Origin of the sequence: Bacillus sp. SKDU12, assembly GCF_010093085.1 — a bacterium.
Classification (GTDB): domain Bacteria; phylum Bacillota; class Bacilli; order Bacillales; family Bacillaceae; genus Bacillus; species Bacillus mexicanus.
Window position 1 is genome coordinate 1 of sequence record NZ_MSRC01000003.1, and the last position, 23,897, is coordinate 23,897.

A 23,897-nucleotide genomic window follows, 5' to 3' on the forward strand; every position below is an offset into this window, starting at 1 on the left:
GCGCCCACAGCCAAGTCTTTAATGCCATATATGGTATCGTCAATCACATCGTCAATACCATCATCAACTCCGTCAACGAAATCAATTACTGTCTTGCCGGCATTGATGATACTTTCACCGACGGACTTCAGCTGTTTTGCTTGTTCAAGCTGCACTGCGTACTGGAGCTGTTCAGGGGTAAGGTTCTCATATCCGACCTTCTTGGCAATGTCTAAATATTCATCTGGATCCGTCACACCGTCTGCTAGCTTCTTCTTTAAATCCTTGATTTCTCGCTCTTTAGCTTCGTCTTTCTTGATCTTCAAATAGGCTTCTGTCTGTTTCGAGATATCGCCTTTTTTCTTATGTATGTCACTTTCACGGTATGCCTTGGCATTGTAGTGGATAGGTGTAGCATTCTTACCCTTGCCAGTGGATTCCTCAAGCTTTTGGAAGTCCTTCTTGATGAATTGCTCGTTTGGCTCTGACTGGGCATATTCAGAAACAAGTGCTTCGTCAGCGCTGTCTATTTTATTGACTGTTTTTTTTGCGTTGGTTCTCCGTATCGGCGAGTTCGTCTTTAAAGGTTTCTGTCGAGAACAAATCAAGCGGAAGAATATCGTCGATATCATGTAGGATATCTTTCATCGCTTTCTTTTGTTCAGACATAATCGCTTTTGATTTTGTGTAAGCATTAGCCAGTTCGTGTTCTAAGAAGGATTCTTCTATATATGCATCAGATAAGCTGGCGTCCTCTAAAGTGCCTGAAATGCTTGTCAAGAAAGCAATTTTCATATCAAGTAAGTCAATCCAATTGTCAGCTACACCGGCGTGGTCTTGATAAAATGCTTTAATGTTGTCGGCGCCTTTGCCGGAAAACTCACTGTCATCTAAATCAGCTACAGCTTTAAAAGCTTTTTTTAGATTGACCATCTGCCTTCTTAATTCCTTGTATTCCTTTGCGCGTCTATCTGCTTCTGAAAGCAGTGATTTAGCTTCAAATACTTTCATGATCATATCCTTTCGTTTGAATAGCTCCAACAAGATTTTACCATGGGAAAATGAAGAAATAGACAGCTATGTGATTCAAAAGTGCGAAATGAATCATTTGATCTGTGTCAATTTCCCTATCCGGCTTATTTGTTTGGGAACTGATGACGCAGTCAGACGGTTCCAGCTGATGAATGGATTAAAGGCTGATGGCGTTTATGGGCCGAAAACGAAGCTAAGTTAGAGAGCTTACTTAAAAAAAACCTTCCTAATAAGTAAGGCTTTTATTCTCTTCTAAAATCGTAAGTATCTATATTAATATCTAAAACTTTTTTATTAATAGATACATGATCCTCGTCTATCCATGTAACTTTTGCATTCTCTTGATCATTTTCCCAATAAATATTTTTCTTCTTGCCATTCTCGGTATTTTCCAGTTCGCCTTTAACAGCGTAGTCAGTAGTAGCACCGCCGTTTGCTCTGTAAATATTGATTTTGTAGTCATTGTTTGGTGATGAATAAGATTCAAGATATTCACCTTTAGGCAGGCTGTTCATTGAAAAAAAGTGGTTGTATATAAAATATGAAAGAGCAAGGATAATCAACAACAATACAGATGAAAAGCCAATAATAACTCTATTTCGAGTTTTCTTTTTTAAAATTTCTAATTCCTTTTCAACAAACTGTTCTTTGTTATGCACTATATAGGCCTCCTATTTTTTGAGGAATTCCTCTAATAATAATAAATGATGTGAGAGTTTAATAGTTGGAATTTCCCTTAAAATAACCTTAAAGATGTCAAGTGAAATGGAATAATATTCATATTTATAGTTATATGGAGTCTCGGCAATAACTGAAGAGAGTTAATGTTGAAGAAAATTTTAATATCATTGAGTACTATTATCTATATGTGTTATAGGAATGAATCCTGAAAAATATTACAACTGATTTTTCTGCAAAAATTAAGCAAAACACAATTAAAATAGCTTATTATGCAATGAATGACAGTACTTATCCGATAGGGACAGGAAGAGAATCCGCCAGTAAGATAAAAACAGGTGGTCCATGGGATTACAAACTAAAATTCGGTCCCAAGAAAATATATATTTTTGACACAAAAGGTGGTTGTTACAACCCTACAGGAGAAGATTTAGGTAACATTCACTATAGTTATGTTGGTAGAGCTGCAGGTTTCTCTGATTCATTCTTAAGAACAGCTGCTGGTGCTTACCAAATTTATAGTGGTACAAGTAGAGTAAAGTGGTATAAATCTTATTTTAATGATCCACAAGATCAAAAGATGATTGATTTAGGATTACGAATTTACAAAAATAACTGGCTAATCACGAATTGGAATAAAGCAAGTATATCGTCCAAAAGCATAGATACATTTACTGTCCGGTCTGTTTCGCCTTAATCTATTACTAATTTATATAAACAGTTAGATGCTTTAAGTGTTAAGGAGAAAAGAGATTAGAGAAAGAGGAGGGCATTGCTTTTGTAAATATGTTGCAATACATGAATCAAATTTAATAAAATGAGAATTTATAAGTTTAGTTTAATGGAGGAATAGGAGGAGGGAAATGAGGAAATATTTTGGGATAGTGTCGCTTATCATCCTGTTATTTACATTGTGTTTTCTGCCTCATATTCATTGGGCGCTTGGAATGCTAGGAATTGTCGTTGGGAGTATTTTAGCAATCAAATCGCCTAAAGGAATTGCTAAGTATATTTCTTTTGTTATCCTAGCACTTTGTATTCTTTTCCTCTTATTTTTAATTGTGATGGGCGTTTTGATGGCAGGTCTAGTGGGAAATTAACGTTAATTTATAATGCGAATTGGGGAGCAGCTTGTTCATTTTCAGTCAAAATAAATGGGTTTTTATAAGAAATGCGTGTTAGCGAATTCTTTAAAATTTTAAAAATAAGACTTCTATTCGTGTCGGAATATAATCACTGCCTTAACAGGGGGAAGGTCGCTGGTTCGACTTTAATCGGAATTTACTGGCGGTTAGAGGCGCAATATCAATGATCCTAACAAGTTAAGGGATTAAACTCAACTCACTCTTGAACTCATAGAAAAAACACCTCCAAGTCTAATGTCGAATAACAATCATCCGTTTCAAACTTGAAGGTGTTTTTTGTTTGTCTTATTTTATGGGGCAACCCTTGCTCTTTAAAGATAAGCTTACTTACACTGACGGGGTTTGATAATAAGATACAATTCCTATTATTGTTAACACGATGAATATGGCTAGGATGCTCCACAATGTTATTTTTACGCCTTTTGTCATGTTATACCCCTCACTTTTTATTAAGTGCCAACTGGTCTCTCTGCTATTTGCATATCAGTTCCAACTGGTTTTTCGCTAAAATGGAAGTCTGACTGAGCAAACAAACCAGCGCCTGCAGCTAACCCGCTTACGATAATAGCTGTAACAGACACACGAAGTATTAATCTTTTCATCCCATTCCCTCCAACTGCCTCATTTTCTTTTCGGCTAAAATAGCTCGTTTGGAAAATTCAAGCCCATCCTTATAGCATTCTTTCGCCTCGCAGTATTGAGAGATAATCAAGGATAGATCATGCACACTGTCTAAGTCATTCTTTTCTTGAAGGAAATGAATATAACGCCAGCATTTCTCAATCGTTTCGTTTTGATTATCTTGAAGAAGTGCATAAATGATGTTTATTTTAGCCTCATACAATTTATTCTCTTTTTGCGTTAGATTTTCCTGTCCTTTTTTGTAATAATAGACAGCTTTATCTTTTTCACCCATGAGAAATAACTCTTTGGTAATCATATAGAGAGAGTTAATGTAATAGACTGATTGCCGCCATTCTTTATTTCTGATGGCTTTTCTCAGAGCGTTGAGACAGTTTTGGGATTTTTTTGCTGATGAGTATGTAATACTTAAATTATGATGGATTTGTGCTTCGAAAAATTGATCATCAAGAGTTTTTGACATCCTAATGGCCTGAAAATAAGCTTCTTCAGCTTTATCAAATTGGCCGAGATCTGTATAGTTAGTTCCTACAACCATTAGTGCGGTTGCATATTTCCTTTTGTAAAGTTCATTGCCTTTATAAATGGTGAGTGCGTTGTTAATATAATTTAATGAAACAATACTCTGGCGGAGCATCATGTACATAGATGCCACTTTAGAATAAAATTCAGCAGCTTCCATTTCATCAGGAATATTGGATAATTTTTTCTCAGCAATTTTAAATAGGCTGATGGCATTCTCGAAGTTTCGATTGTAGGATTCGTATAATGCTTCAAACAAAAAGAAATAATACTCTATCATGTTATCTGTTTTTTGAATGTTTCTTGCGTGTTCTTTGTTGAAGTAGGAATGCTTTGGGAAATCTGTTCCTTTCACTTGATACAGCATCATTTTATGTCTTTCTTTCAGCAGAGAGTGATACATCAATATTTCTTGATTTTCATCCAAGTCATCAAATAGAGAGCTGACCTTTTTTAAACATTTTTCAGCAGCCTCAACATTCTGCTGTTTAATAGCCATGTACCATTCATTTAAGGAATTAGCGATACACTCAGGAGCAAGTTTACTCATAATAAACCCCTCTTTCTGACAAAATACTCGATCAAATGTTAACACAACTCTAGCATGAAATATAATATATTGAAAAAATTTTCGGCATAACGCAATTTTTTAAGGAGACAATGTAATCGTTTTTAATAAGTGAGATAGTTATCACTGTGTCTAGCGTATTTTTTAGAAAGTGACTTAGCTCTCAAGTTTAACTAGATAAAGGAGAATACATGAAAACCCTTCACATTCTGTGAAGGGTTGGTTATTAATACTCACATACTTTGTCTTCGCACTCGGGCTTTTCGGTTGCATCCACAGTGAAAGATATAACTTCATCATTACCTTTATCATAGATACCCCAGATTTCTTTTTTCTTATTTCCATTGAGGTAACCATTAATTTCAATACCGCCCATTGGATTAATGTCAAAATCATCTGTGTAATCGACTCGTTTAATATCTTTATAGTTTGTTCCAATAAAATCATTCATTCTTTTTTTAGCCAAGGAATACAATTCTTCTTTTTTCGCTTCTTGCGTTTCAATTTTTTTGTCGTGTTGTTCCTTCATGAAAAGCCCTATAAATGTTATAAGAGCTAGAGTAGTAAGTGTAATTATGGCTTTCTTCATAAAACCATCCTTTCCGCCTTTATTTTACAATAGGATGGGGGGCTGTGTATATGAGTGATGCATATGACTATCTACGAGTTTGACAGGCGGTTGCAACAAAATGAAGAACTAAAAAACTGTTGGGTACGAGTCTGAAAACTCATTGCCAGAACCTAAAAGAAGACACAAAAAGCGCATCAGACTTTTCTTCAGCTCAACAAGTGATTGCAGAGATCTATGTTGCGTTATTTTTCTCCATTTGAAGGAAAGGCTAGCATTGGTGCAAAGGTTTAATGAAAATGCGGCTATGCTGACAACTGCCACAGAGAACAGAAGTTTTATTGTGAAGCTCATAAAGAAAAGACAAATTATTAAACGCTGACAATTACATAAAATTAAAAAAAGCAGGCGCCTATATAAAAAAGGTATAGGGCTGCTTTTTTGTTAAGTTTAAAGTTTTTGAAATTGTAATATAAAGCCAGCATATAAAGTCTTTTGATTGGTGTACAAATGGAGATCCTAAGTTCTTAAAAGGCTCCTTAATCGATAGAGGGGAGAGACGCTCAGCATACAGGGAAAACGCTTGGAGAAAAGTACTCCTTGCTGTGTTTTTCTATTTCTGCGGAGCACATTGTGTTATCTTTTTGCAATCAAATAAAGCGAGATGGCTCTTTGGGTTTGAACAGGATTATGAAGGATAATGGCCCATTGATTTCTTCTCCTTGGAAAGCTTGCGATTGCATACAATGGAGCAGTATCGCGTGGAGTGAATCCGCCATTCACCACGTTTATGCTCCTTCCTTCGAGATAACAAACAAGGTATTCACCGGGATTTATGATCTGCTGGTTCGTCCATGCGTAAGAATAAAAACCATTTCCGAGATCCTCAGCGGAAGATGGAGGGATAGTGCCATCTACATTCAATGTGATTTCTCTTCTTCGCTGTCTTTCTGAGTCTGGGCTTCTTTGAGAGGCAGGAGTATGTGTGAAGTGAGGGATTAACGCAGGACCATAAAAGTAATGATACAAAGCAACCACTCCTTAGTTTTACATTCATACCAATTGTATGCGGACGTTTTTCGTTCATTCCTGTTTTGTTTCATGTTTATTAAAAGAAAAGCCGTCTGTTGACAATACAGGTTAGTAGAATATGGCAGCTTCTGATGATAGAATTTATATATTAACTTCAATGAAGAAGATATACATAAATTCGATAGTGGAGGTAAAGTATGGCGAAAAAAATGGCGAAAACCAACGCGGTTCGTTTGATAGAACAGCAGAACATCTCCTATGAGTTATTAGGGTATAAAACAGAAGGCGGCCAACCGACAGATGGCATCTCTGTTTCAGAAAAAATCGGTTATTCCTCAGATTATGTATATAAAACATTGGTGGCAACAGCAGGCGCAAATCGCTATTACGTCTTTGTTGTACCAGTTGCTGAGGAATTGGATGTGAAAAAGGCAGCGAAAGCGGCAGGAGAAAAGAAAATAGAAATGATTGCCATGAAGGAGCTGCTGGGGGTGACAGGCTATGTTCGCGGGGGCTGCTCGCCAATTGGCATGAAAAAATGGTTTCCGACCTATATTGATTCAACCGCTGAATCACTTGATTTTATCATTGTCAGTGCAGGAAAAATCGGTATGCAGCTTAAGTTGGCGCCGCAAGATTTAGCCAAAGCAAGTGATGCGGTATTTGCAGAAATTGTATAGCTGGCAGCGAGAGAAAATACTACTCACATAAACTACACTTTTTATACATCTCGTTCAAATATGTTTCAAACCGTATTGAGGACGAAAATCTGAATGAAAGTCATGATGAGTTACAAGTATAAATCTGATGATTGAAGAACGAGATATATAGCTTAGTTATTTTTTAGCTTAACCCGAGAGGACGTACTGTCTTTTCCTGTGTTGGCTTTATGATTTTATATTTTTAAGAAATAGCAGCAGACCATCTGCAGCTTGGCCCGAAAGATCTGCTGTCTTAGAAGCGGCTTTCATCTGTGTGCCTGGACATTACTTCATCATGACAAGAAAGCGATGGTATTTCATGAACAAAGAAAATTTTAAAAACATACTTATGATTTTTGTAATATGCGCGAGCCTGCGGGAAACCGATGGTATGCGTATTGCAGATAGCTGGATTTTGAGTGAGCTCGTACGATTTTTGATTTGTATGGCTGTGTTTTTTGCCGTAACATTTCTATTAGATGCAGTTTTTCCAAACAAAAAAGAGTCACATTAATGTGTGGCTCTTTTTGCATCACATCATCTAATCAAAAACATCACAAATGAATCAATCATCATGATGAAAAACAGCAAGCAAAAATAAATGAGCGAGTAGACAAACATATCCTTTGCCCACTTCACGTCATCATCTGTTTTGAATCCCCGGATGCTTTTTTTAATCCATATGCCTCCCAGAACGAAGGCGGCTAAGAAATAAAATGGACTGATACGGTCGGGGCCGAGAGTAAAAGGAAATAATAGCGTGACTGGAACCAGAACCGCAATATATTGAATCATTTTTATTTTTGTTACATGATTTCCTTTTACAACAGGCAAGAGCGGGATGCCTGCTGCCTGATATTCCGCCTTGCGCCTGATCCCAATTGCCCAAAAATGCGGGGGCTGCCACAAAAACATGACCGTGTACAACAGCACCGCAGTCACATTGATATCTCCGGTTACGGCACAGTACCCCATCAATGGCGGCGCAGCTCCTGGGAAACTCCCAATAAATGTGCTCCACAACGAGGTTCGTTTCACCCATACTGTATAGATAACCGCATAAAAAATAAAGGCAGCCAGTCCGAGAAGGGCTGTGATCAGATTGAGGGAATACAGCATCGCAAGGCCTAAGATTCCTAAAACAGAGCCATACGTTAAGATCATGGCTGGCGGCATTTTCCCTGTGACTGAGGCTCTGCCGCGGGTGCGTGCCATTTTTGCGTCCATGTGCCGATCAAAAAAGTTGTTATAAACAGTCCCAGAAGCCATGACAAACGCGGTTCCAAGTATGGCTGTCGCCACTGTGATCAAAAATGCCATTACGGATAGCGGTTTTTCTGCACTTGCAAACGCAATCCAAAATCCACCGAAGGCTGCTATCGAGTTGGATATGATAATGCCGGGTTTTGCAAGTTGAATAAAATCGTAAATGGTTACCCGATTTGAAGGTTTTATGTATGGCGTTTCAGATATAGCCGCAGAATCACTTGTATTCTTCAAAATAGACGCCCCCTAAAAAAACTGCATACTATTGTCAGCGTAACAAGCTGGCTATGAAATCGCAAATTTTTCCTATATTTGTCAAGGTATTGTCGTTTTTAAAATGAAAAAAGGGAGCTGGACTGCCCCCATTTTGATGTAGTGTTTAGTATCCGTATCCTCCGCCATATCCTCCGCCGTAACCGTACCAAGGGTAGTAAGGCGGGCGTGGGCGCGGGTAATAATAAGGCGGGCGCGGATAAAAAGGTCTTGGGTAATAAGGGGGATAAAATGGCGGTCTCGGGCGCGGATAATAAGGCTGTCTTTCATCATAAGGTATCATTTGTTCAAGGATCTGTTCATTCAAAGAATAATCCAAGAGGAAAACCTCCCTAGTTTTTTATTCCTTTTACCATATTCTTGATGTTTATGTTAGGTGTATGTACATTCATGAAATCGGTTTTTTATGATGAAATCCTGGGAAAAGGATTGACAAGAACTACTAAATTTCATAGTATTACAAATGTGAAATAAATATTACTTTTATGTTACAAAATTATTTCTTAACAGATACAGTGCTTATTAATGAAAGAGAATTCGAAATGGTTACGAAAGAAGGAATTTGTGTTGTTGGCAAAAAGAATCAAATGGTTTCATATTTTAATCGCAGTTGTATGTGTGGCGGGCTTTATCGGCTTTTTCCACAATTCATTGAAAAAAGAACCGGTCATGAATAAAGTGAAAACTGATTCTCAGTATGGGAATGTGGAGATCGCCACAATGGTGAATGACGGGAAAACCTTCAATTACGCAGTTAACTATCCCGTTTTCAAAAATGAAAAAATAGATTCGGTTTTAAAGAGATTCGCAGAGAAAGAGATTCACCAATTTCAAAAAGAAACAAAAGGTGTCAATCAGGAGCATGCGACAAAACGAAACGAATTAAATGTTGATTATAAAATAGTCCATTATGCTAAGCAGACCGTAGCGATTGTATTTAATGAATATAAATATATCGGCGGTGCACACGGGCAAACTGTGAAAAAAACGTTTAACTATGATTTTAGTAAGCAAGCTTTTCTTTCAATTGATGATATTTTCAAAGAGGACGCCGACTATTTACATCAGCTTTCGTTAATCTCTTATCATGAACTGAAAAAGAATAAAGACATTGCTGCGAATGATGCGCTGTTAAAGGAAGGAACGGCACCGAAAAAAGAAAATTTCAGCCGCTTTGCCATCAAGGAGGATTATATCGAATTTTATTTTGATACATATCAGGTCGCAGCAGGCAACCTTGGAGAGCAATCGATTGCGGTTAAGAAAAGCGTTTTGAAAGACATTGTGAAAGAACAATATATGGATAAAGTAAAAAACAAAAATAAAATCAAAGAACATAAGCCGAAGAATGAAGTCATCTCTTTGCCTAAAGAGGAAACGGTTGATCCAAATCAAAAAGTCATTGCGCTTACTTTCGATGACGGCCCGAATCCTGCGACAACAAATCAGATTTTAGACTCCTTGAATAAATATAAGGGACATGCCACGTTTTTTGTTCTCGGGAGCAGGGTGCAGTATTATCCGGAAACGCTAAAAAGAATACTGAAGGAAGGAAATGAGGTGGGAAACCATTCATGGAGTCATCCGCTTCTTACAAGGCTTTCGATGAAAGAAGCGTTAAAGCAGATCAATGATACGCAAGATATCATTGAAAAAACAAGCGGATACCGTCCGACGATTGTCAGACCTCCATACGGCGGCATTAATGATGAGCTGCGCAGTCAAATGAAAATGGATATCGCGTTATGGGATGTTGATCCAGAAGATTGGAAAGACCGTAATAAAAAAACAATTGTTGACCGTGTCATGAGGCAGGCGGGAGATGGAAGAACCATCTTGATTCACGATATTTACAAGACCTCTGCTGATGCGGCGGTTGAAATTATCCAAAAGCTCACCGACCAAGGCTATCAATTGGTAACGGTCTCTCAGCTTGAAGAGGTAAAAAAACAAAGAGAAGCGAAGTAATACGAAAAGGCTGCCGCGGTTTGGGCAGTCTTTTTTCTTTTTAATACACCTCAGGCATTTGGGGCGGATTCCGAATACTTGCTGAAAACAGATTTTGGCCGGATGCAGCTTTAAGTTGCCGCCCACAGAATCTCTTTTTTTGTGTTGCGGGCCTACTTCGCATTACGATATCCCGTGAAAATCAAAAAAAGACGGCCGGGAGGATGGAGTTCTGGCCGTCTTTGATAAGAGATTAAGCTTTTACATCAATGGTTTTTCCGAGCGTTGGGTGCTGAATCATCTTTAAGGTTTGATCGGCATTTTGCTGGGCCGTGTCCAGCATCTTTTTCGTTAAAGCGATATCAACATTTTGGGCAAGGGATGCTTGATGCATCGCAACTGATAAAGCAGGAATATCCATCGTTCCACCTCCTATGCCTTACCTATCGGCGGTTTTGAATGATTTTACAGAGGAATACGGATTAATTTTCTCTCTTGATCATTATACTGGGCATTCCGTACACTTTTGAAAAATTCCGATGTTATAAAGCTGTTTTCAATGGAATAACAGCAAAGAGAGGATGAATATTGGTATATGAGGATGAAAAAAAGCGTCACATATTGTGTCGCTTTTTACTATTCAGAACAAACAGTTCGATAGCGGCACTGGCGGCAATTCCCATTGTATACGCTTCGATATCGCTCCATAAAAATCCGTACCCCAGCACAAGTCCACCAAGAGTCGTATCTCTGATCCTGTCGATCCATTCGGCGTGATACAGTTGGCTGAATTCAATAATAAAACAGAAAGAAAGACTGATAATGCCCGTCCTCATTGTTTTCAATTTTTGAAATAAAAACCCGCAGCCTGTAAAGATCATGGCAGCCCACAGCGAGTCTCCGAGATATGTATTGACGATATCAGGCAGAACACTGGAGAATGTTCTGGAGCCCAGCCCCAGACCTATGATCACAAAGGTGAGAGCTGCATATATCCATCGATTTCGTTTCATAGAAAACTGATCTCCCGTCTCTTTTCATCTCCCGTGTATTGTAAGGAATATAGCTTCTATTTGTCCAATAAAAAAGCGGCTGAGCAGCCGCGGAAAAGGGTTATTTTGCATGAAGATTTACATGGTCAGCGGTCTGGTCCTTGCCGATGACAAAATGAAGTTCATAACGGCCTGTGTCATATACATAGTCGATTTCATCAGTAAACGGGACGGTTAATATTCGATTAGCGGGACCTAATTGATTCTGAAGCACTTCCGGCGTTACCCCGCCTAAATTCAAGCGCCGTTCCACACTAGTTCCAAAATAGCGGATTTCTGAAATAGTCATGTCTTTATGATAGGAAAATCCATAGCCCGGGTTCCCCATATTCCAATGATATAAATCAAACTGATTGTCTCCTCCAGCTGGTCGTTCCGGTTCGCCTAATTGGGCGTGGACATCGCCTCTTGTACTTTTGTTAACCGTAAGGCCCTGCGCTTGCTGAGGCATTCCCCCTGTGTAGGCGGTGTTGTATAGATTTTTGACAAGCTCGGCTGCTGATTGGTTCGTGTTTTCAGAGAGCGGGGATGTTTGGGCTGCCGCCTTAGCTGGTGTTGAAAAGGAAGCTGCACCCAAGCCGGATAGAGAGCCTATCAGTGCTGCTGCCGCGGTTAAAACAGACATTGTTTTTTTCATGCAGATCCCTCCTTTTTCATTTACCATCTCGTTTCCCGGTGTTTATGCAATAAAACATGTGAATGCGCTATGTATGTTTTGTTGGTTTCTTGTAAGGGAAGAGAAATAGGTAATTCGGCGGTATATATATAAGTAAGAAAGGGGAATGGAGATGGCTGAACAGAAAAAAATCACTATTAACGGCGTTGAAATGGAAGCGTCCGAAGAACAGACGGTGCTGCAGCTTTTGAATAACAGCTCGATTGAAGTGCCGCAAGTTTGCTATCATCCAAGCTTAGGGCCGATTGAAACATGTGATACGTGTATTGTCAGCATCAATGGTGAGCTGAAGAGGTCGTGCTCCGCTGAATTAAAGGATGGGGATGTCATTGATACGCTTTCGTCTGATGTGAAGAAAGCACAGGTCATCGGGATGGACAAGATATTATATAATCACGAGCTTTATTGTACAGTTTGCGATTACAACAACGGAGGATGCGAAATACATAATACGGTGAAGGAAATGAAAATCAATCACCAAAGCATCCCGTTTGATCACAAGCCTTATCATAAGGATGAATCTCACCCGTTTTATCGGTATGACCCAGATCAATGTATTTTGTGCGGACGCTGTGTTGAGGCGTGCCAAGACGTTCAAGTAACGGAGACACTGACCATTGACTGGGAGCGGAAACGCCCGCGCGTCATTTGGGACAACGATGTGCCGATCAATGAGTCGTCTTGTGTGTCATGCGGCCACTGCTCAACTGTCTGTCCGTGTAACGCGATGATGGAAAAAGGAATGGAAGGGGAAGCAGGGTATTTAACCGGTATTGAGAACGAAGCACTCCGTCCGATGATCGAAATCACGAAGGGCGTTGAGACAGGGTACGGCTCAATCCTCACTATTTCTGATATGGAATCTGCCATGCGTGATGAACGAATCAAGAAAACGAAAACTGTATGCACCTATTGCGGTGTCGGCTGTAGCTTTGATGTCTGGACGAAGGGCAGAGATATTCTGAAAGTCGAGCCGCAGGAGGAAGCGCCAGCCAACGGAATTTCCACCTGTGTGAAGGGGAAGTTTGGCTGGGATTTTGTGAACAGTGAGGAGCGCCTGACGAAGCCGCTCATCCGTGAAGGCGATTCTTTCCGTGAAGCGGAATGGGAGGAGGCGTTTTCGCTGATTGCCAGCAAGTTCACAGATTTAAAAGAAGAGTATGGCCCAGATTCACTTGCTTTTATTACATCTTCTAAATGTACAAATGAAGAATCCTATCTCATGCAAAAGCTAGCCAGAGGGATTATCGGTACAAATAATGTTGACAACTGCTCCCGCTATTGCCAATCACCAGCGACGGCCGGCCTGTTCCGGACAGTCGGTTATGGCGGTGACTCAGGGTCAATTACAGATATCGCGCAAGCAGATCTTGTGTTGATTATCGGTTCGAATACATCCGAGTCACACCCGGTTTTATCTACACGCATTAAACGGGCCCATAAGCTGAGAGGGCAAAAAGTGATCGTAGCGGATATTAGAAAACACGAAATGGCAGAGCGCTCTGACTTATTTGTCCAGCCTCGTGCCGGTTCAGATATCGTCTGGATGAATGCGATCGCCAAATATTTGATTGAAAACGGCAAGGCTGATGAACGCTTTTTACGAGAAAAAGTGAACGGACGGGATGAATACGTGAAAAGCCTGGCGCCGTATACACTTGAATATGCCGAGGAGAAAACCGGCATAGATCGAGAAACATTGATCCAAATGGCTGAGATGATTAGCCAAGCTGACAGTGTGTGCGCATTATGGGCCATGGGAGTGACACAGCATATTGGAGGAAGCGATACGAGCACAGCGATCTCTAATCTTCTGCTTGTGACGGGTAACTACGGAAAACCGGGAGCAGGCTCTTATCCATTACGCGGCCATAATAACGTACAGGGAGCAAGTGACTTCGGAAGCATGCCTGACAAACTGCCGGGCTATGAAAATGTAACCGACGAAAAAGTCCGCCAAAAATACGAGCGGGTATGGGGCGTGCCGCTGCCGAAGGAGCCGGGCATGACCAATCACGAAATGATTGAAAAAATCCACTCCGGCCAGCTGAAAGCGATGTATGTAAAAGGAGAAGAGATGGGTCTGGTCGATTCCAATATCAATCATGTACACGCCGCATATGAAAAGCTTGATTTCTTTGTGGTTCAGGATATTTTCTTTTCACGTACAGCCGAGTTTGCTGACGTCGTTCTTCCTGCGAGCCCGAGCCTTGAAAAAGAGGGAACCTTTACGAATACAGAGCGTCGGATTCAGCGGCTGTATCAAGTGTTTGAGCCGCTTGGAGAATCAAAGCCGGACTGGCAGATTATTATGGAGGTTGCCAATAAACTTGGCGCCGGCTGGAACTATAAGCACCCTGGAGAGATTATGAAGGAAGCAGCTATGCTGTCGCCGATTTATGCCGGCGTCACCTATGAGCGTCTTGAAGGCTACAACTCCCTGCAATGGCCTGTAAGTGCTGATGGAAAGGATTCACCTTTACTCTTTACCGAGCGTTTCCCTTTCCCGGACGGCAAAGCCATTCTTTATCCTGTTCAGTGGACAGAGCCTGAAGAGTTCGGTGAGGAATATGACATCCATGTCAACAATGGGCGGCTCTTGGAGCATTTCCACGAAGGAAACCTGACCTACAAATCAAAAGGGATCTCGGAGAAAACACCTGAAGTGTTCTTAGAAATTTCTCCTGAACTCGCGGCAGAACGGGGGATTCAGGATGGAACTCTTGTCAGACTCACATCGCCTTTCGGAAATGTCAAAGTGAAGTGTTTGATTACTGATCGTGTCAAAGGGAAGGAAGTATATCTGCCAATGAACGATTCAGGGGAAGCGGCGATCAATCTGTTAACAGGCAGCCATGCCGATAAGGATACTGATACGCCTGCATACAAAGAAACGTCAGCTAAGATGGAGATTTTGAAGCAGGACGGAACCAATCCGCTGCCTAAGATCAATCACCGCAACGGCAATCCGCAGCCGCAAATTGGTGTGCAGGTGCAAAAGAAATGGGCGCGGAAGGATTATATTTTCCCTGGCGATGCTGTGAAAAGGGGGATTGGACATCGTGGCTAAAGCGATAAAGCGAATTCAGAAAATCGAGATAACGGAAGAAGATCAGCGAAAGCAGGACATGAAAGAAATTGAGGATGCATTAGTCGAAAATAAGGAAGCCATTCTTGAAACGCTGCAAATGCTGGGCCATATGAATGAGAGGGGTGTGCTCCCGTTGCTCCGCGGCCTCTTTGGCCAAGGAGATAAAGTCCTTGAGATTTTGGTGAAAAAGGCAGATACAGAGGAAACAGCCAACACGCTTAAAAATCTGCTTCTGCTGTTTGGAACACTCGGCATGCTGGACGTCAAACAGCTGGAGCCTCTCATTTTGAAGGTGAATGCGGGTGTGGCAAGCGCTGTGGAACAGAAGGACAGCGAAGAAAAAACAGGTTATTTTGATATCATTCGTTCGCTCAAAGACCCGGAAATCAACAAGTCAATTACACTGCTTTTCTCATTTTTAAAAGGAATGGGACAAGATACAAAGGAGATGGAACGAACGACGCAGCCCCCGGAACAACAAAAACAGCAGCAGGAACCCCGAGAGAAAAGAGATATGAATAAACGAGATTGACTATCTGTCCGAGCTGGCTGCTGCCAGTTCGGTTTTTTTTGATGAAAAGGACTAATGAACTAGTAAAAAATATCCAAACGCTAAAAAATAGTTAGTTGGCAATGGATAAAATAGATAAAAACGTTACTTTCTTACCTGTAAGGAAAAGGTAAAATCTGATTATAATAGAAATCGATTACTTTAGATGGGGGAACAGTCGTGAAAAAAGTCTTAATACTATTATTTGTCCTGACGATCGGGCTTGCGCTTTCCGCGTGCAGCCAATCGAGCGATGCGTCAGAAAAAGAAAAACCGAAAGAGAAAAAATCGGAAGAAGAGCTTAAAAAGGAAATCGATAAGGAATTGAAAAAACACGGTGAGCCGAAGATTAAACAAGATGATCAAATACATAAAATAGGAGAAATATTTAAAGCAGGACATACGAATTTTACAGTGAATAAAGTTGATAGCGTGCAAAAAGGTGAATATACGGAATTTGGAGGAGTAGCTGTAGATTCTAAGTCAAAAACAATAAAAGCTGATGAGGAACGGCTCATTATAGAAGTTACGATAGAAAACATAGGGAAAGACTCAATAAGCTACAATTTTATCGGGATAGACTTAAAAGACAAGAATGATCAATCAGTCCGGCCAGTGTTTTCTATAGAAGAGAAGGACAGATTGCTTATGGGAGGAACACTAGCATCAGGGAAAAAGGTTACAGGTGTACTTAGTTATGTCATCCCTAAAGGAGAGCAAAAACATTACACACTGGTATATAATCCGTTTTTAGCTACTGATTTAACAACCACTAAAGTTGAAGAAAGAGTGAAGGACAATATGGATTATTTGGTGAAATTAGATTAGAAATAGATTGACAGTTGCACGTTTTCATCAGTGGGAACGTGCTTTTTTTATAGTGGCAAATAACGTGAAAGGATGAGTGATAAACGTGCAAACCAAATGGCTGGAACGGGCGCTGCGGATTCGGGCAATCGCACAAGCGGGGCTTGCTTTTTCCAAGGATGTGTATGACAGGGAAAGGTACGAAGAATTGATGAGTCTCAGCACAGAGATGATGGCGGATTACTCGCAAACGGAAATGGAAGTCATCACTGATCTTTGGAAACATGAGAAAGGTTATCCGACTCCGAAAGCGGATGTTCGCGGCGCAGTATTCCGAGATGATCAGATTTTGCTTGTCCGGGAGAAGCATGATGAGCTGTGGTCGCTGCCGGGCGGGTTTTGCGAGATTGGTTTATCACCGGCTGAAAACGTAGTCAAGGAAATCAAAGAAGAGTCGGGATACAACACCGAACCGTCCCGCTTGCTGGCTGTGCTAGACAGCCATAAACACCCTCATCCGCCACAGCCTTTTCATTACTATAAAATCTTCATTGAATGCAGCATAACGGGCGGAGAGGGGGAAACAGGAATTGAAACGAATCATACCGCTTTTTTTCCTGAAGATAGGCTCCCGCCGCTTTCCTTAAAACGAAACACACCTTCACAGCTCAGTATGCTGTATAACTTTCTGCGTGATCCAGATAAAGAGACGATATTTGATTAAACAAAGAAAGAGCCAGAAGGCTCTTTCTTTGTTATAGCGCAATATGCTTTTCATTGGCAAGTTTCATAAGGGTCAGAACAGAATCGGCTTGTTTATGGCCGAGTTGCTGCTTTAATTTGTTTTCTTCAACTAATCGGCTGCCGTAAACCTTTACAGTTGCTTTGTCGACGACAGTATGCCAGTTTTCCTGATTTTTTCCTTCAGCAAGCGGTATTTCATGTCTCTCAGAAAAAGAGAACACAAATAGTACAAATGCGAGTGAAAGCAGGATGCCGACAATGTGTTTTTTTACATTAGTCTGTGCTGCCATGTTGTCCTCTCCTTCGCCTTTACCTTCTATTCAATCATAGCAGCAGCTTATTTTACATAATATAAAAGTCACTATTTACGTTAGTTCTATTAGCTTAAAACGGAGTGTTTTCCACCGGATTTCAAGCGATTTAATGTCAGTTAAGTTTGGATGCGTATGCCTAAAATCCCGTTTTAAGCCAAAGTTGAAGTGCTGAATAGAACAAAATTGAGATATTATGGTAAGATGGACAAAATTCGAGAGGGAATATATGATGCCTGCATCGGACATCATGAGCGCCTGCCTGCTGTAATCAATTTGTCTATATGTGATCGTCCCTCTCTTTTTTGAAAGCGGGAGGTGAAGAGAACGTCATTTACTGAATTCTTTCAAGGGGAGTGACAATGCATGAATGTGTTAAACCGCCGGCAAATTTTGCAGCGAGCGTTGCTCAATGGGAAAAATAAACAGGATGCGTATCATCCATTCCCGTGGTACGAATCGATGAGAAAGAATGCGCCTGTTTCCTTTGATGAAGAAAACGAAGTGTGGAGCGTTTTTCTTTATGATGATGTCAAAAAAGTCATTGGGGATAAAGAGCTGTTTTCCAGTCACATGCCGCAGCAGTCAAGCCCTATCGGGAATTCCATCATTAACATGGACCCGCCAAGGCATACGCAGATCCGTTCTGTAGTAAATAAAGCCTTCACGCCGCGTGTCATGAAGCAATGGGAACCGAGAATTCAAGACATTACAGATGAACTGATTCAAAATATTCAGGGACGAGACGAGTTTGACCTTGTGCGCGACTTTTCATACCCGCTTCCGGTGATCGTGATATCTGAGCTGCTCGGAGTGCCTTCAGAGCATATGGATCAGTTTAAAACATGGTCTGATCTTCTGGTCAGCACACCGAAGGACAAAAGTGAAGAAGCTGAAAAATCTTTTTTAGAAGAACGAAACAAATGCGAGGAAGAACTGGCCGCGTTTTTTGCCGGCATCATCGAGGAGAAACGAAATAAGCCGACAGAGGATATCATTTCCATTCTAGTGAAAGCGGAGGAAACAGGCGAGAAGCTGTCCGGAAAAGAACTGATTCCGTTTTGCACACTGCTATTGGTGGCTGGCAATGAAACCACAACAAACCTGATTTCAAATGCGATGTACAGCATATTGGAAACGCCAGGTGTTTACGAGGAACTGAGGAACCATCCTGAATTGATGCCTCAGGCAGTGGAGGAAGCCCTGCGTTTCAGAGCGCCTGCACCGGTTTTAAGGCGCATTGCCAAGCGGGATACAGAGATCGGGGGGCATCTCATTAAAAAAGATGATATGGTTCTTGCTTTTGTAGCATCTGCCAATCGTGATGAAGCGAAGTTCGATAAGGCCCACCTGTTTGATATTCATCGCCATCCTAATCCGCATATCGCGTTTGGCCACGGCAGCCATTTTTGTCTTGGAGCGCCGCTTGCCCGTCTTGAAGCAAATATCGCGCTAACATCTTTGATTTCTGCTTTCCCTCGTATGAAATACGTCAGTATCACACCGATTGAAAACAGCGTGATATACGGATTAAAGAACTTCCGTGTGAAAATGTAATAGAGAAGGAGACTGGTGATTCATGAAAAAGCATCATATTTCGATAATCAACATCCCGGCGTACGGGCATGTCAATCCTACGCTTGCATTAGTGGAGAAGCTTTGTGAAAAGGGGCATCGTGTCACGTATGCGACGACAGAGGAGTTTGCGCCCAGTATTCAGAAAGCCGGTGGAGAAGCGTTGATCTATCAAACATCCTTGAATCTCGATCCTAAGCAAATCAGGGAGACGATGGAAAAGAATGAGACGACGCTCAACATTTTGAAAGAATCACTCAGCATTCTCCCTCAGCTGGAGGATGTATATCAGGACGATCAGCCTGATTTGATCATCTATGATTTTATCGCGCTGGCGGGAAAATTGTTTGCTGACAAACTTCATGTACCGGTTATCAAGCTCTATTCAACATATGGCCAAAATGAATCCTTTCAGCTTGGCAGTGAAGAGATGCTGAAAAAGATAAAAGAAGCAGAGGCTGAATTTACAGCTTATTTGGAGCAAGAGCAATTGCCGCTTGTTTCATTTGAACAGATGGCTGTGCCGGAAGACTTAAATATTGTCTTTATGCCGAAATCCTTTCAGATTAAGAATGAGACGTTCGACGACCGTTTCTGTTTTGTCGGCCCATCTCTTGGAAAACGGACAGCAGAAGAAAGCTTGTCGATTAAAAAAGCTGATCGGCCACTTATGCTGATTTCATTGGGAACGGCGTTTAACGCGTGGCCGGAATTTTATAAGATGTGCATTGAGGCATTTAGGGATTCTTCATGGCAAGTGATCATGTCGGTCGGGACATCGATTGATCCTGAAAGTTTGGGTGACATCCCTGCTCATTTTACCATTCGCCAAAGCGTACCGCAGCTTGAAGTGTTGGCTGAGGCCGATTTGTTTATTTCCCATGGCGGGATGAACAGTACGATGGAAGCGATGAATGCGGGTGTGCCGCTTGTTGTCATTCCGCAAATGTTTGAGCAGGAGCTTACTGCAAAGAATGTTAAGGAATTGGGGCTTGGCGTTTATTTGCCGAAAGAAGAAGTGACGGTTTCCAGACTCCAGAAAGCGGCGAAGGATGTATCCAGTGACCGAGAAGTGCTAAGCCGCGTCAAGGAGATGCAAAAGGATGTAAAAGAAGCAGGTGGAGCGGAGCGCGCGGCGGTTGCGATTGAAGCATTTATGAAAAAATCCGCTGTCCCGCAATAAATCAAAAAACCGAAATCATATATTTGATTTCGGTTTTTTAGTTAAATATTTTTTTTCATCCCGCATCTCCGGCATTCTCTAAGAAATTTCCCGCTTTTTACAGAGCTTTTGAACAGCGTGTAATCACAGTTATCGCAGCGCCCGCTGTGAGCGTCAGGATATGCGTTGAATTCATAAATGATTGATGTATCGTAGCCTTTTGTTTCATATTCTTCTTTTTTTGTTTCCATGATTGAACCCCCGTTAGCAAACGTGTCTGCTGTTTATATTACAGCAAGCCTCCGGCGTATTCAATGGAATTTAGAGGCTTGAGTTTAGCTTGATTTCTCCCATAGTTTGCGCCACAATAACTTTATTAAGCTTGTATACATAAAAAAGCCTATGCAAAGAGGAGAGGAAACACGTATGGGAAAAGGATTGCATGGAAAGCGTGTGGTGATCGGGGGCTCCCGAAAAATAGAAGAAATCAGCACCATCATTGAAAAACAGGGCGGAACACCTGTCATCCGGCCTCTCCAAGGAACGGTTTACTTGGCAGAAAAGCAGGTAGAGCCTGACCTGAGAACATTTGTAGAGAAAAAGGCTGACTGGGTCATTTTCACGACAGGCATTGGCACTGAGACTCTTATTGATATGGCAGAGAAAATCGGTCTGAAAAACGAGTTTCTGCAAGCGATTCGTCAGGCAAAAGCAGCATGCAGGGGATATAAAACGCTGGCTGCGCTGAAAAAGCTTGGGATCACACCTGAAGCTTCGGATGAAGACGGGACAACAAGAGGCTTAATCCGTTCCTTGGAACCCCACGACTTTTCAGGTAAAACAGTCATGGTGCAGCTTCATGGAGAAAACGCGCCGGCCCTCATAGCATTTCTTGAGAAAAAGGGCGCGTCTGTCCTGTCGATTTTGCCTTACCAGCATATTCCGCCTGAGGCGGAAATGGTGGAGCGGTTATGCAGGGAGCTGATGAACGGTGAGATCGACGCTGTTTGTTTTACAACGGCCATTCAGGTTCGATCGCTGTTTAATTATGCTAAGAAGAGCGGCTATATCAACGAAGTAAAAACAGTATTCGAAGAGCGCGCCATTGCTGCGGCTGTCGGAAAAGTGACTGCTGAAGCACTGCGGGAAGAAGGCGTCACGAGACTGCTTGCGCCAGAGATTGAACGGATGGGCGCGATGATTGTTGAGCTGTCCAAGTATTATGAAGAAAAGGAATAACTAGACACCAAAAAATCCGCTTTTCAAGGAGAAAGCGGATTTTGTCTATCATCCATTCTTGAACAGTCTCACTCACATGCGAGCTTTTGCGGGTTATCCCTTACCATATCAGTAGCCCAGAAAAATAAAACAGTCGCAATGATGCCTGAGCTGACGGCAACGATAAAGGATTGAACGATTTGTTCTGCTGTCGGGAGACCGTCTGACCACAAGCCGTAAGCCGCAAATAGCAGCCAGAACAGAAGACTTGCCAAGGTCATTCCAAGCACGCGCTGAAATGTATCAAGCCGGCCGCCGTATTCTTTAAGCATTCTCCGATTCCCTAGCGGATAGGCAAAAGCCGCAATAACAACCGGCAGCACACTGAAGAGCAGCATCTTCCCAGAAAGAGCTTCAGCATGCTGAAGCTGTATCAATGCCGCTCCGATCAGAATGACGACGGACGTGCCAAGTGAAACAAGGGGAATCTTCTCCCGAACAAGCTGGGGACCGTCTGACATGTCTTTTTTTTATATAAAACAAAGGAGACAAGAGCACACCAGCTACAATGGTAATCTGCCAAGTTCCAGCTACAAGCCAACCTGGACCGTATCCAGCCGCAAATGTGATCGGCGCATAAAAAAGCACGAATCCGGCAAAACTCCATTTGATCCAAGATAACGGCTTTTTCCGCATCTTCTGTAAGAGAGGAGCGAATGTCCCTCTCATGATGACAATCAAACATAAAAACGGCACCATAAAAATAAAGCGCAGCGACGAGCTCCAAAGCCAGCTGCCTCCGGACAACTCCATCGCTCTGTTTAAAATAAAAGTTACAGCAAAAAAGAGCGAAGCCAATATTCCGACCACAATGGCTTTCATGATATCCCTCATTCTGGCATTATTTTTTCATACTATACTATTCGATAGCAGGCAGATCAATGGAATCGTGAGAAAAACAGCATGTTTTGCGAACTGCTATGTGTGGAAGACAAAAATAGGGAGGTGGTTTTGATGGGAATAGAGACGCAAACGCACTTTTTTCAGGATGACGGAAGGATTCCGAATCACCCTCATTATCCGCTCATTGTATATCAAGACGCACTCAAGGATACCCGCCAGGCAGAGCAGATCATCAATCGGCACGGCTGGTCAAACAGCTGGTCAGGGAGTGTTTTCCCATATCATCATTATCACAGCAATACGCATGAAGTTTTGATTGCAGTGCAGGGAGAAGCTGTCATTCAGTTTGGGGGAGAAAAAGGAGCCGCTATTTCTCTCAAATCCGGCGACGCAGTCGTGATACCAGCAGGAGTTGGTCATAAAAGGATAAGCGCAAGCGACGATTTTACGGTCATTGGCGCCTATCCGGAAGGCGCTCATTATGATGTGAAAAAAGGAGATTCAGATGAACGGGAGGAAGCGGTGAAACAGATCAGGCAGGTGTCATTACCAATGAAAGATCCGATTTCAGGAAGAAGAGAGCCTCTATTGGAAATATGGGCAAAAAGAAGGGGATAATATTGCTGGATTGTCAATAACTAGTGTTGAAGAAATGTTATGACATGGGCTCCATATAAATTAATTTCATAATCGAAGCAATTCGCGTTCAAATTTTGTTCAAAAAGTGTTATCATATAGAAGGTAATCGAATTGGAGTTTTTTGTGTTTGCTATTTTCAGAGAGAGTAAAGGATTTTTGACTTATTCAAAAGTTTATTTTTGAGATAAAAATAATACTGAATATGGCAAGATGAAAAACTGGGTAGTAAACACTTATTTTTGTAAATGATTGTGCATGAATTCACAATCCTTATTCTTATGCTTTCAAGCGTGAGAACAGGGAGAGGCACTACCCTTTCCAAAAAAATCTGCAAACTGCTTATAGTAAAGGAGAATTGGATATGCCAGAAACAATCGATCAAAAAAATGCGTCTGTCAGCCAAAGCCAGCAAGATCTTGTAGATCAGCTGCTAAAGCCAGAAGTTCAAGAGTCACTGACTGTTTTAGTTGACCAACTTCCAAAGCTGACTGAGTTAGTGAATATTTTAACGAAGTCTTATGATTTCGCTCAGTCTGTAGCAACTGACGAAGTGTTAAAAAGCGACACTGTCGGTGCGATCACTGAAATGCTTGAGCCAGTAAAAGAAACAGCGAAAGAAGTAGCTGCAACTGCAATCGAGGCGAAAGACCGTGCGGATACCAGCAGCGAAACGATTGGTCTTTTCGGCCTGTTGCGCATGCTGAAAGATCCTCAAGCTCAAAAGCTGTTCCGTTTTGCTAACAGCTACCTTGAAGTTATGAACGAACGCGAAAACCAAAAATAATCTTAGATTCAAATTGATATAAAGGACGGAGG

General features: G+C 41.5%; 25 protein-coding genes and 3 pseudogenes. 14 read left to right on the forward strand and 14 right to left on the reverse strand.

All coding sequences use genetic code 11. From position 1 onward, the window contains the following. Window positions 1-990 (reverse strand): annotated as a pseudogene (locus BTW01_RS18340) (ribonuclease YeeF family protein); the annotation flags it as partial. Between the two features lie 139 nt (window positions 991-1,129). On the opposite strand from BTW01_RS18340, the pseudogene BTW01_RS01200 reads away from it, so the two are divergent. Then, window positions 1,130-1,248: pseudogene (locus tag BTW01_RS01200) on the forward strand (peptidoglycan-binding protein); the annotation flags it as partial. 5 nt (window positions 1,249-1,253) lie between these two features. Here BTW01_RS01200 and BTW01_RS01205 read toward each other — a convergent pair. Continuing rightward, window positions 1,254-1,670: a DUF5412 family protein gene (locus BTW01_RS01205; protein WP_162101221.1), complete on the reverse strand. Its 417-nt coding sequence runs from the start codon at window positions 1,668-1,670 to the stop codon at window positions 1,254-1,256. Between the two features lie 296 nt (window positions 1,671-1,966). Between BTW01_RS01205 and BTW01_RS01210 the strand changes: the two genes are divergently transcribed. Continuing rightward, a complete protein-coding gene (locus BTW01_RS01210) occupies window positions 1,967-2,386 on the forward strand; it encodes a polymorphic toxin type 44 domain-containing protein (RefSeq protein WP_162101222.1) in 420 nt (139 codons plus the stop codon). Between the two features lie 166 nt (window positions 2,387-2,552). Beyond that, complete coding sequence (locus tag BTW01_RS01215) at window positions 2,553-2,789, forward strand: hypothetical protein (RefSeq protein ID WP_162101223.1); 237 nt, start codon at window positions 2,553-2,555, stop codon at window positions 2,787-2,789. A gap of 494 nt (window positions 2,790-3,283) precedes the next feature. Here BTW01_RS01215 and BTW01_RS18235 read toward each other — a convergent pair whose 3' ends face one another. The 4 genes from BTW01_RS18235 to BTW01_RS01230 all read right to left on the reverse strand — a co-directional run bounded on the left by BTW01_RS18235 (window position 3,284) and on the right by BTW01_RS01230 (window position 6,163). Then, window positions 3,284-3,436 carry a hypothetical protein gene (locus tag BTW01_RS18235; RefSeq protein ID WP_202923583.1) on the reverse strand — a complete coding sequence of 51 codons (153 nt, stop codon included), beginning with the start codon at window positions 3,434-3,436 and terminating at the stop codon, window positions 3,284-3,286. Beyond that, the gene (locus tag BTW01_RS01220; protein WP_238391385.1) at window positions 3,433-4,593 is read right to left on the reverse strand and encodes an aspartate phosphatase; all 1,161 of its coding nucleotides are present in this window, start codon (window positions 4,591-4,593) and stop codon (window positions 3,433-3,435) included. Before BTW01_RS01220 ends, BTW01_RS18235 begins: the two co-directional genes overlap by 4 nt. 199 nt (window positions 4,594-4,792) lie before the next feature. Next, entirely contained in the window at window positions 4,793-5,155 is a 363-nt protein-coding gene (locus BTW01_RS01225; protein ID WP_162101224.1) for a DUF1433 domain-containing protein, read from the reverse strand. Between the two features lie 615 nt (window positions 5,156-5,770). After that, window positions 5,771-6,163 carry a hypothetical protein gene (locus BTW01_RS01230; RefSeq protein ID WP_162101225.1) on the reverse strand — a complete coding sequence of 131 codons (393 nt, stop codon included), beginning with the start codon at window positions 6,161-6,163 and terminating at the stop codon, window positions 5,771-5,773. A 200-nt stretch (window positions 6,164-6,363) separates the two neighbouring features. Here BTW01_RS01230 and ybaK point away from each other — a divergent pair, with 200 nt between their 5' ends. After that, window positions 6,364-6,846 (forward strand): Cys-tRNA(Pro) deacylase, encoded by a 483-nt coding sequence (gene ybaK, locus BTW01_RS01235; protein ID WP_162101226.1) that lies wholly within the window; start codon window positions 6,364-6,366, stop codon window positions 6,844-6,846. Window positions 6,847-7,404: 558 nt separating this feature from the next. Here ybaK and cyoE read toward each other — a convergent pair. Beyond that, complete coding sequence (gene cyoE / locus BTW01_RS01240) at window positions 7,405-8,367, reverse strand: heme o synthase (protein ID WP_162101227.1); 963 nt, start codon at window positions 8,365-8,367, stop codon at window positions 7,405-7,407. Between the two features lie 145 nt (window positions 8,368-8,512). Next, the gene (locus BTW01_RS01245) at window positions 8,513-8,725 is read right to left on the reverse strand and encodes a spore coat protein (RefSeq protein ID WP_162101228.1); all 213 of its coding nucleotides are present in this window, start codon (window positions 8,723-8,725) and stop codon (window positions 8,513-8,515) included. A 248-nt stretch (window positions 8,726-8,973) separates the two neighbouring features. On the opposite strand from BTW01_RS01245, the gene BTW01_RS01250 reads away from it, so the two are divergent. After that, entirely contained in the window at window positions 8,974-10,374 is a 1,401-nt protein-coding gene (locus BTW01_RS01250) for a polysaccharide deacetylase family protein (RefSeq protein ID WP_162101229.1), read from the forward strand. Between the two features lie 232 nt (window positions 10,375-10,606). Here the strand turns inward: BTW01_RS01250 and BTW01_RS01255 are convergent, their stop codons facing one another. From BTW01_RS01255 to BTW01_RS01265, 3 genes are all read right to left on the reverse strand, one after another. Next, a complete protein-coding gene (locus BTW01_RS01255; protein WP_162101230.1) occupies window positions 10,607-10,774 on the reverse strand; it encodes a YjfB family protein in 168 nt (55 codons plus the stop codon). Between the two features lie 193 nt (window positions 10,775-10,967). Further along, on the reverse strand, window positions 10,968-11,366 hold the full coding sequence (locus BTW01_RS01260; RefSeq protein ID WP_162101231.1) for a DUF2809 domain-containing protein: 399 nt from the start codon (window positions 11,364-11,366) through the stop codon (window positions 10,968-10,970). A gap of 100 nt (window positions 11,367-11,466) precedes the next feature. Then, entirely contained in the window at window positions 11,467-12,042 is a 576-nt protein-coding gene (locus BTW01_RS01265) for a YjgB family protein (protein ID WP_162101232.1), read from the reverse strand. 151 nt (window positions 12,043-12,193) lie between these two features. Between BTW01_RS01265 and fdhF the strand changes: the two genes are divergently transcribed. From fdhF to BTW01_RS01285, 4 genes are all read left to right on the forward strand, one after another. Beyond that, on the forward strand, window positions 12,194-15,151 hold the full coding sequence (fdhF, locus tag BTW01_RS01270) for a formate dehydrogenase subunit alpha (protein WP_162101233.1): 2,958 nt from the start codon (window positions 12,194-12,196) through the stop codon (window positions 15,149-15,151). Next, complete coding sequence (locus BTW01_RS01275) at window positions 15,144-15,704, forward strand: DUF1641 domain-containing protein (protein ID WP_162101234.1); 561 nt, start codon at window positions 15,144-15,146, stop codon at window positions 15,702-15,704. Before fdhF ends, BTW01_RS01275 begins: the two co-directional genes overlap by 8 nt. Window positions 15,705-15,902: 198 nt before the next feature. Continuing rightward, on the forward strand, window positions 15,903-16,550 hold the full coding sequence (locus BTW01_RS01280; protein WP_162101235.1) for a DUF4352 domain-containing protein: 648 nt from the start codon (window positions 15,903-15,905) through the stop codon (window positions 16,548-16,550). A gap of 76 nt (window positions 16,551-16,626) precedes the next feature. Continuing rightward, the gene (locus BTW01_RS01285; protein ID WP_162101236.1) at window positions 16,627-17,253 is read left to right on the forward strand and encodes an NUDIX hydrolase; all 627 of its coding nucleotides are present in this window, start codon (window positions 16,627-16,629) and stop codon (window positions 17,251-17,253) included. A gap of 31 nt (window positions 17,254-17,284) precedes the next feature. Here BTW01_RS01285 and BTW01_RS01290 read toward each other — a convergent pair whose 3' ends face one another. After that, window positions 17,285-17,563: a hypothetical protein gene (locus BTW01_RS01290; protein ID WP_162101237.1), complete on the reverse strand. Its 279-nt coding sequence runs from the start codon at window positions 17,561-17,563 to the stop codon at window positions 17,285-17,287. A 387-nt stretch (window positions 17,564-17,950) separates the two neighbouring features. On the opposite strand from BTW01_RS01290, the gene BTW01_RS01295 reads away from it, so the two are divergent. Together BTW01_RS01295 and BTW01_RS01300 are read left to right on the forward strand one after the other, a co-directional pair. Next, on the forward strand, window positions 17,951-19,141 hold the full coding sequence (locus BTW01_RS01295) for a cytochrome P450 (RefSeq protein ID WP_162101238.1): 1,191 nt from the start codon (window positions 17,951-17,953) through the stop codon (window positions 19,139-19,141). Between the two features lie 22 nt (window positions 19,142-19,163). Continuing rightward, window positions 19,164-20,342: a macrolide family glycosyltransferase gene (locus BTW01_RS01300; protein WP_162101239.1), complete on the forward strand. Its 1,179-nt coding sequence runs from the start codon at window positions 19,164-19,166 to the stop codon at window positions 20,340-20,342. 41 nt (window positions 20,343-20,383) lie between these two features. Here BTW01_RS01300 and BTW01_RS01305 read toward each other — a convergent pair whose 3' ends face one another. Next, window positions 20,384-20,572: a hypothetical protein gene (locus tag BTW01_RS01305; protein WP_162101240.1), complete on the reverse strand. Its 189-nt coding sequence runs from the start codon at window positions 20,570-20,572 to the stop codon at window positions 20,384-20,386. Between the two features lie 175 nt (window positions 20,573-20,747). Here BTW01_RS01305 and BTW01_RS01310 point away from each other — a divergent pair, with 175 nt between their 5' ends. Beyond that, window positions 20,748-21,560, forward strand: a complete 813-nt coding sequence (locus BTW01_RS01310) for a uroporphyrinogen-III synthase (protein ID WP_162101241.1) — start codon at window positions 20,748-20,750, stop codon at window positions 21,558-21,560. A 77-nt stretch (window positions 21,561-21,637) separates the two neighbouring features. On the opposite strand, the pseudogene BTW01_RS01315 reads toward BTW01_RS01310, so the two are convergent. Further along, window positions 21,638-22,421, reverse strand: a pseudogene (locus BTW01_RS01315) (multidrug resistance efflux transporter family protein); the annotation flags it as partial. A gap of 132 nt (window positions 22,422-22,553) precedes the next feature. Here BTW01_RS01315 and BTW01_RS01320 point away from each other — a divergent pair. Both BTW01_RS01320 and BTW01_RS01325 read left to right on the forward strand, forming a co-directional pair. Continuing rightward, window positions 22,554-23,060 (forward strand): cupin domain-containing protein, encoded by a 507-nt coding sequence (locus tag BTW01_RS01320; RefSeq protein WP_162101242.1) that lies wholly within the window; start codon window positions 22,554-22,556, stop codon window positions 23,058-23,060. A gap of 382 nt (window positions 23,061-23,442) precedes the next feature. Continuing rightward, entirely contained in the window at window positions 23,443-23,865 is a 423-nt protein-coding gene (locus tag BTW01_RS01325) for a DUF1641 domain-containing protein (RefSeq protein WP_162101243.1), read from the forward strand. Window positions 23,866-23,897: the final 32 nt, after the last annotated feature.